General features: G+C 61.8%; 5 protein-coding genes. 3 read left to right on the top strand and 2 right to left on the bottom strand.

Translation table 11 applies throughout. The features are described from left to right. Positions 1 to 178: 178 nt before the first annotated feature. The 3 genes from ACWGS9_RS23070 (at position 179) to ACWGS9_RS23060 (ending at position 2,951) form a co-directional block, all read left to right on the top strand. Positions 179 to 421 (top strand): GIY-YIG nuclease family protein, encoded by a 243-nt coding sequence (locus tag ACWGS9_RS23070; RefSeq protein ID WP_454507441.1) that lies wholly within the window; start codon positions 179 to 181, stop codon positions 419 to 421. 99 nt (positions 422 to 520) lie between these two features. Continuing rightward, positions 521 to 1,636, top strand: a complete 1,116-nt coding sequence (locus ACWGS9_RS23065) for a porin (protein WP_454507418.1) — start codon at positions 521 to 523, stop codon at positions 1,634 to 1,636. Positions 1,637 to 1,874: 238 nt separating this feature from the next. Continuing rightward, positions 1,875 to 2,951 carry a tyrosine-type recombinase/integrase gene (locus ACWGS9_RS23060; protein WP_454507417.1) on the top strand — a complete coding sequence of 359 codons (1,077 nt, stop codon included), beginning with the start codon at positions 1,875 to 1,877 and terminating at the stop codon, positions 2,949 to 2,951. 178 nt (positions 2,952 to 3,129) lie between these two features. On the opposite strand, the gene ACWGS9_RS23055 is transcribed toward ACWGS9_RS23060, so the two are convergent. Then, the gene (locus ACWGS9_RS23055) at positions 3,130 to 4,029 is read right to left on the bottom strand and encodes an alpha/beta fold hydrolase (protein WP_454507416.1); all 900 of its coding nucleotides are present in this window, start codon (positions 4,027 to 4,029) and stop codon (positions 3,130 to 3,132) included. A 230-nt stretch (positions 4,030 to 4,259) separates the two neighbouring features. Continuing rightward, complete coding sequence (locus ACWGS9_RS23050) at positions 4,260 to 6,299, bottom strand: lytic transglycosylase domain-containing protein (protein ID WP_454507415.1); 2,040 nt, start codon at positions 6,297 to 6,299, stop codon at positions 4,260 to 4,262. Positions 6,300 to 6,539: the final 240 nt, after the last annotated feature.

The raw sequence follows: 6,539 nt of genomic DNA, 5'->3' as shown, positions 1-6,539 counted from the left end.
GTGCGAAGCAGGATGGCGGAGAGGATGCCCTCCGAAGCCTTGGCGAAGGAGGGCCGGATCGTGTGGTACGTATACCTGCTTCGCTCTCCGAGCTTCGCAGGACAAGCCCCAACAGTTCGTGCGAAGCAGGATGGCGGAGAGGATGCCCTCCGAAGCCTTGGCGAAGGAGGGCCGGATCGTGTGGTACGTATACCTGATTGAGAGCGAGGCCCTCGATGGTGAACGCTATATCGGCATTACGTCAGACCTGAAGCGGCGGGTTGCCGAGCACAATGCCGGAAAGTCCGGTCACACTTCCAAGTTTCTCCCGTGGCGAATCGTGACCTACGTGGCCTTTTCAAGCCGAGCCAGAGCGACTTCTTTCGAGCGCTATCTCAAATCCGGATCCGGCCATGCGTTCGCCGGCAAACGCCTCTGGTAGCGTTCAAACAGGCAAAAACATAGCAATAACAAAGCGCTGATGACGCTGACACTCGGGTGAACTCAACTCTTCCGGTCGATTCTGACTGGAGGTCAGAAAATGAACATCAAGAGCCTTCTTCTCGGCTCAGCTGCGGCCCTGATCGCAGTTTCCGGTGCTCGCGCCGCCGACGCGGTGACGGTCGCCGAGCCGGAACCGGCCGAATACGTCAAGATCTGCGACGTCTACGGCGCCGGCTACTTCTACATCCCGGGCACCGAAACCTGCCTGCGCATCGGCGGCTATGTCCGTTACGACATCGGCGTGGGCGACGTTAACGGCCTTACGGACGTCAAGGATCGCTCTGATCCTCGTTCGTTCAACGATACCTACAAGAAGCTCGCTCGCCTCTCGCTGAGGACCTGGACCGGCCAGGAAACCGAGCTCGGCACGTTGAAGACCTACACCGAGACCCGCTTCAACTGGCAAACCAAACGTACCAAAGACGACCCGGCCACCAAAGAGGTTGACGAAGGCGATTTTGCGGTGGCTGGTAACAGCGACGTCACGCTGAACTTCGCCTGGATCCAGCTTGGTGGCTTCCGCGTTGGTAAGGACGAGTCGGCCTGGAACACGTTCAGCGGCTACGCCGGCGAGGTGATCCAAGACTCGCTCGTCGGCTACGGCGGCGACTTCGATACTGGTGTGATCCAATACTATTTCGATGCCGGCAACGGTTTCTCGGCTGTGATCTCGCTCGAACAGGGCTCGGGTGACAATACGGTCGACAGCTATGTTCCGCATGTCGTCGGCGGTGTGAAATACACACAGGGCTGGGGCGCGATCAGTGCGACTGGAGTCTACGACAGCGTGTGGGAAGAATGGGGCGCCAAGGTTCGCTTGGACGTGAATGCCACCAACGAGCTCTCGCTGTGGGCTATGGTCAACTACGGCTCGGAGAGCAACCGCATCCACAACTTCTTCAAGAATTGGGAGGGCAACTGGGCGGTCTATGGTGGTGGCACCTACAAGTTCAACGAGAAGACGTCGTTCAACGCTCAGGTCTCCTATGATGAAGGCAAGAGCCTCGGCGTGGCGGCTAACGTAGCCTACACTGTCGTGCCAGGCTTCAAGGTCATCGGTGAAGTTGACTATGTCAATCACGCCAAGAGCGACTATCGCGCCGTCAGCAGCGATGGGTTCGGCGGTGTCCTTCGCTTCCAGCGCTCGTTCTAAGGGCTGGACTTATACAGTGAAATCCAGCCCGGGCGCTTTCACGCCCGGGCTGTTTGTTTCGCGATTGGGTGAGGGCAAACGAAAGACGAAAAGGGGGTACCGGTAGCTGAAGTCCGTGAAATGGTTCCGTGGGATTCGCCGCCTGGCGGATGGACATCATTTTTGCCGGACAGAAACTCTTGAAAGGACCCTTCCAAGCGGGTAGCTGTGCCTATCCACTCGGGGGGGTGGCTAAAAAATGACGAACGAAGCGATTCAAGAGGGGGGGTCCTCTATTCACTTTGCGAGTTTTTCTTCTCACAATTCTAACATTCGATACACATACAACAAGGTCAGAGAAGTAAAATCGTACAGGGTCGGAGAGCTTTTCGCAGCTTATCGGGATATACTCTGGGATGACGGGCGACATAAATACAATGTCAGCTCTTTCATCGGTGAAATAGACGAGATCCTTCTGGGAGAACGTTTCAGCACCTTTGACCAGAACACCCTGGACAATCTTATCGGTACCTTGCGCCAGCGCGGCAACAGCAACGCAACCATCAATCGCAAGATGGCTGCCCTCAGCAAATTGCTGCGCAAGGCTCATAAGATGGGAGATATCCATAGCCTGCCCGAGTTTCGCCGCCAGAAGGAGCGGGCGGGACGGATTCGTTTCCTCGAAAGGGACGAAGAGGCGAGGTTGTTCGCGGCGATGAAGAGTCGCAGCGAGGATGCCTACCGGCTTTCCGTCTTCCTGGTCGACACAGGCTGTCGCCTCGGCGAGGCGCTCGGCCTGATCTGGAACGACATCCAGGAACACCGGGTCTCCTTCTGGATCACCAAATCCGGCCGCAGCCGCACCATTCCGATGACCGAACGCGTCAAGGAAGTGATCAAGCTGCCGCCGAACGCGGAAGGACGGCGGCCGAAGGGCCCGTTCACCAAGCTCACCCAGGCGCAGTACCGCGCGATCTGGAACGAGGCGAAGACGGAAGTCGGTCTCGGCGCCGACGAGCAGGTGGTGCCGCACATCCTGCGTCACACTTGCGCTTCACGCCTCGTGCAAGGTGGTATCGACATAAGGCGCGTTCAGATGTGGCTGGGCCACCAGACATTGTCGATGACCATGCGTTACGCGCATCTGGCCACCAACGATCTCGATGGCTGCGTCGTCGTTCTCGAAAAGCCGCGCGGCGATGAGGCGTCATCGCGCTCGGCGGAAGGTTCGGTGTTTGCTTCGCCTCTTACGACGCCGACTTCCGTCTCGTCGGCTCGGAAAGAGAAAAAGCCCGCAGCGGCCAAGGCGCCCCGCAAGCGATCGAAACGCGAATAGGCCGATCGGATCAGACTCGCTGGCGCCGAAAATCTATATTTTAGAGCAATCCCAGGAAAAGTGTGTAACGGTCTTCCGTCCCGAATTGCGTCAAAACAAACAGATAGAGCATTTCACCGTTTCCGTGAAACGGTGAAATGCTCTAGCGGCAAAGCCCGGGACTGATGGTCTCGGGCTTTTACTTTTGTTTGACTTGATTTTCGACTTGACCGAGGAACGCCGCGATCCGTTCCGGCAGGACGCCGGTTTCCAGGAAGGGCGCGTGTCCCTGGCCTTCGACGATGATCGCCTCCATGCCGGGATGCCGCCTGCGCATCTCCTCAAGCGTCGCCGCGGACAGAAGTTTCGAGTTGGCGCCGCGAACCACAAGCAGCGGCAGGGCGGCGAGTGCGTCGAACTGCGGCCACAAATCCGGCAGCGGCTTGTTGAAATCGGCGCCGGCCAGCGTGTCGACCAGGGCCGGATCGAAATCCGGAACCCAGCCGGCGTCCGTCTCGCGGCAGATTGCCGTCACCATGCGTGCCCAGTCGGCGTCGGTGAGCGTGGGGAAATCGGCGCCGTGCACGCGCCGTTGCGCTGCCACCGCTTCTGCGAATGTCTTCGGTTTCGGTGCGCGGTCGAGATAGGAGCGGATATGGGCAAGGCCTTCCGCCCCGATTACCGGGCCGATATCGTTGAGCACGATGGCCCTCAGCACGGCCGGCTTCAGCGCCCCGAGCACATGGATGATCAGGCCGCCGCGCGAGGTGCCGATGAAGGCGGCCTGTTCGATGCCGAGTGCCGACAATCCGGCAAGCACGTCGCCGGCCTCGACCCCGACATTATAGTGGCCGATGTCGGGATCGTAGTCGGATTGGCCGCGACCGCGGTAATCGAAGGCGATGACCTTGCGTGGGTTCTCTGCCTTCTGGGAAAGATAGAGCGCGAGCTCATGGAAGTCGCGGGCATTGCGGGTGAGGCCGGGCAGGCAGACGACCGGCCAGGTATCCGCATTCGCTTCGCCATATGTCCGAGCATGAAGCTTCAGGCCGTCGGGCGCAGTATAGAAGAAGTCGGAGAAACCTTCGTCGCTCGCCATCGCAATGCCGCTCCTCGCTGGGATGACCGACAGCTATAACCGAGAGCAGGGAACGTCAAATGGGGAGTTCTTTCCTTCTCCCCTTGCGGGAGAAGGTGTCGCCGAAGGCGACGGATGAGGGGTGCTCCAGGGAACGCCGACGTCTCACTCCGCTGGAACACCCCTCATCCGTCTCGGCGCTATCGCGCCGATCCACCTTCTCCCACAACAAGGGGAGAAGGAAAAGCTCCTCAGCTCCGCCCGTTCACCAGATCCCCCACGATGTCGTACTTGCCTGAAATACGCATCTTGTAGACCTCGTAATTCTCCATCACGCGCTGCACGTAACTTCTTGTTTCCGTGTAGGGAATCCGCTCGATCCAGTCGACCACCTCATCGACCTGCTTGCTGCGCGGGTCGCCGTATTTCGCCATCCATTGGGCGGCGCGGTTGGGGCCGGCATTGTAGCCGGCGAAGGTCAGCACATAGGAGCCGCCGAAGCGGTCGAGCTGCTCGCCGAGGAAGGCCGAGCCCAGCGTCGCGTTGTAGCCGGCATCTGTCGTCAGCCGCGCCTGCGAGAAGGTCACGCCGGCTTTCTTTGCCAACTGCTTGGCCGTGCCCGGCATCAACTGCAGCAGGCCGCGCGCGCCGGCGCTGGAAACGGCGCCGACATTGAACTCGCTTTCCTGGCGGGCAATGGCGTAGGCGAGCGCCTTGCCGGACCCGGAGATATTGGCCGAATCGGGGATGACGCCGAGCGGATGCGACAGCGCGCCGACATCGATGCCGCGCTGGGCGGCGATCTTGCCGATCTTCAGCGCCATGAAATGGTTGCCCTGCTTTTCCGCCAGCAGCGCCAGCAGCGCCAGCTCGCCCGGGCTGGTCAGCTGCCCGGCAAGGTCACGGTACAGCGTCTCGGCGTAGCGGTCATAGCCCGCTTCCTGCAGCCGCTTGATCGCGCTGACCGCCTCGCGGCCGTCAAAGCTCTGGCGGTCGGCCGCGCTCGGTTTCGGATAGACGATGTTGAGGGTCCGCAAGCCCACGCGCTCGCCGGCGAGCTGGCCGTAGAAGGTCGTGCCGTAGCCGGCTGCGCGCGTGAAATAATCCTTGGCGCTGCCCGGACCGCCGACTTCCGCCGCGCGCCCGAGCCAGTAATAGGCGCGCGACAGCGAGACCGGTCCCTGGGCGAGCTCGGTGATGCGCGTGAAATGCCCGGCGGCGGTCGCCGGGTCGTTGAGGCCGCGCAAGGCATACCAGCCGGCATGGAATTCGGCCTCGGCGGCGTTCTGCGTGCTCTCGGCGGCGTGCACGGAGACAATTTTGTAGGCGGTCTTCATGTCGCCCTGGTCGACCAGCTCGCGCGACAGCACGCGACGCTCGACCCACCAGGCATCGGGGTCGACCAGCGAATCGCGATCGGTCGGCGCTTTCATCACGACAGAAGCGGCATCGGCGAATTTCTGCTGCTTGCGCAGATATTCCGCCTCGGCGAAGAAATAGCCGGCCGAACGCTGCGCCGCCGGCACCGCCTTCAACAGCTTGGCGGCGTTCTTGTCGCCCTTGTCGGCCGCCGCCCAGGCATCCGCCAGGGGTTGCGCGCCGGCGAGACCCGCAACGCGCAGCGCCGAGGACGGCCGGTCGGCATAAAACATGCGCTCCATGCGGTAGCGATGGTCCGCCGCCGGGATCACCGCGCCGAATTCCTTGATGACGGTCGCCTCGTCCTTTGCTTCCAGCTTCTCCGTGCGCCAGAACGGCACCAGCACCGCGCGCGCCGCGGCCTGGTTGCCCAGCGCCATCTGCGAGCGGGCGAGGATGATCACGCCCTCCGGCGTCAGCGGCTGGCTGCGGCCGAAGGCCTGCGCCACCACTTGCGGCGGCGGATTCTCGCGGTAGAGCGCGCGCTCGCTGTTCTTGCGCAGCGCGATCGTTCCCGGCCATCCCGGCAGCATCTTGGCCGCATCGGCGATCTCGCCGCTCGGCACCTGGTCGCCGCCGTAAAGCGCGACCGCCCAGGCAAGGATGTGCCGGTCGAGCGAAATGGCAGGCAGCGTGTCGCGCGCGTTGCGCGCGCCGGCGATGTTGTTGGCGGCGAGTGCGTCGAGCCCGCTCTTCAGTTGCGCTATGTCGGAGGAGGGGACCGTCGCAGTCTGACCGGGCGCATCCGGCGCGTCGGGCGCTGGGATGGAAGCCGTCACGCGCGCATCGACGCTGCCGCCGATCGCCATGGTGGGCGTCAGCGCGGCGATCGCACCCAAAAGCGCGAAAAGATGGGGCCGCCTCGTCGGCATTGTCGCAATCCTAGCACATCGTCAGCAGGCGTGGGGGACTCAAGAGCCCGAACGAGAGCCTAAACTTAGGTCGTGAAGGGCTCGTAAACAAAAGGTTATCGAGGCCGTTCGAATTGCGCTTGCTGGCACTACGCCGATGCTTGCCGCTGAACCATGTCGAGACTATGGTGCGCGGCTTCGCTTTCGGTTAGAAGGCGCACAAATAAAACGCCAATGCATGTCGCCCAAAAGTGGGTACCG

Source organism: Mesorhizobium sp. Arg314 (assembly GCF_053714275.1).
The sequence above is the reverse complement of the archived record's forward strand: the minus strand, read 5'-3'. Positions and strand labels throughout refer to the sequence as shown.

Bases quoted from the DNA above. Each gene is read 5' to 3' on its own strand.
- ACWGS9_RS23065 (WP_454507418.1), top strand. From the start codon at position 521: ATGAACATCAAGAGCCTTCTTCTCGGCTCAGCTGCGGCCCTGATCGCA.
- ACWGS9_RS23060 (WP_454507417.1), top strand. From the start codon at position 1,875: ATGACGAACGAAGCGATTCAAGAGGGGGGGTCCTCTATTCACTTTGCG.
- ACWGS9_RS23055 (WP_454507416.1), bottom strand. From the start codon at position 4,029: ATGGCGAGCGACGAAGGTTTCTCCGACTTCTTCTATACTGCGCCCGAC.
- ACWGS9_RS23050 (WP_454507415.1), bottom strand. From the start codon at position 6,299: ATGCCGACGAGGCGGCCCCATCTTTTCGCGCTTTTGGGTGCGATCGCC.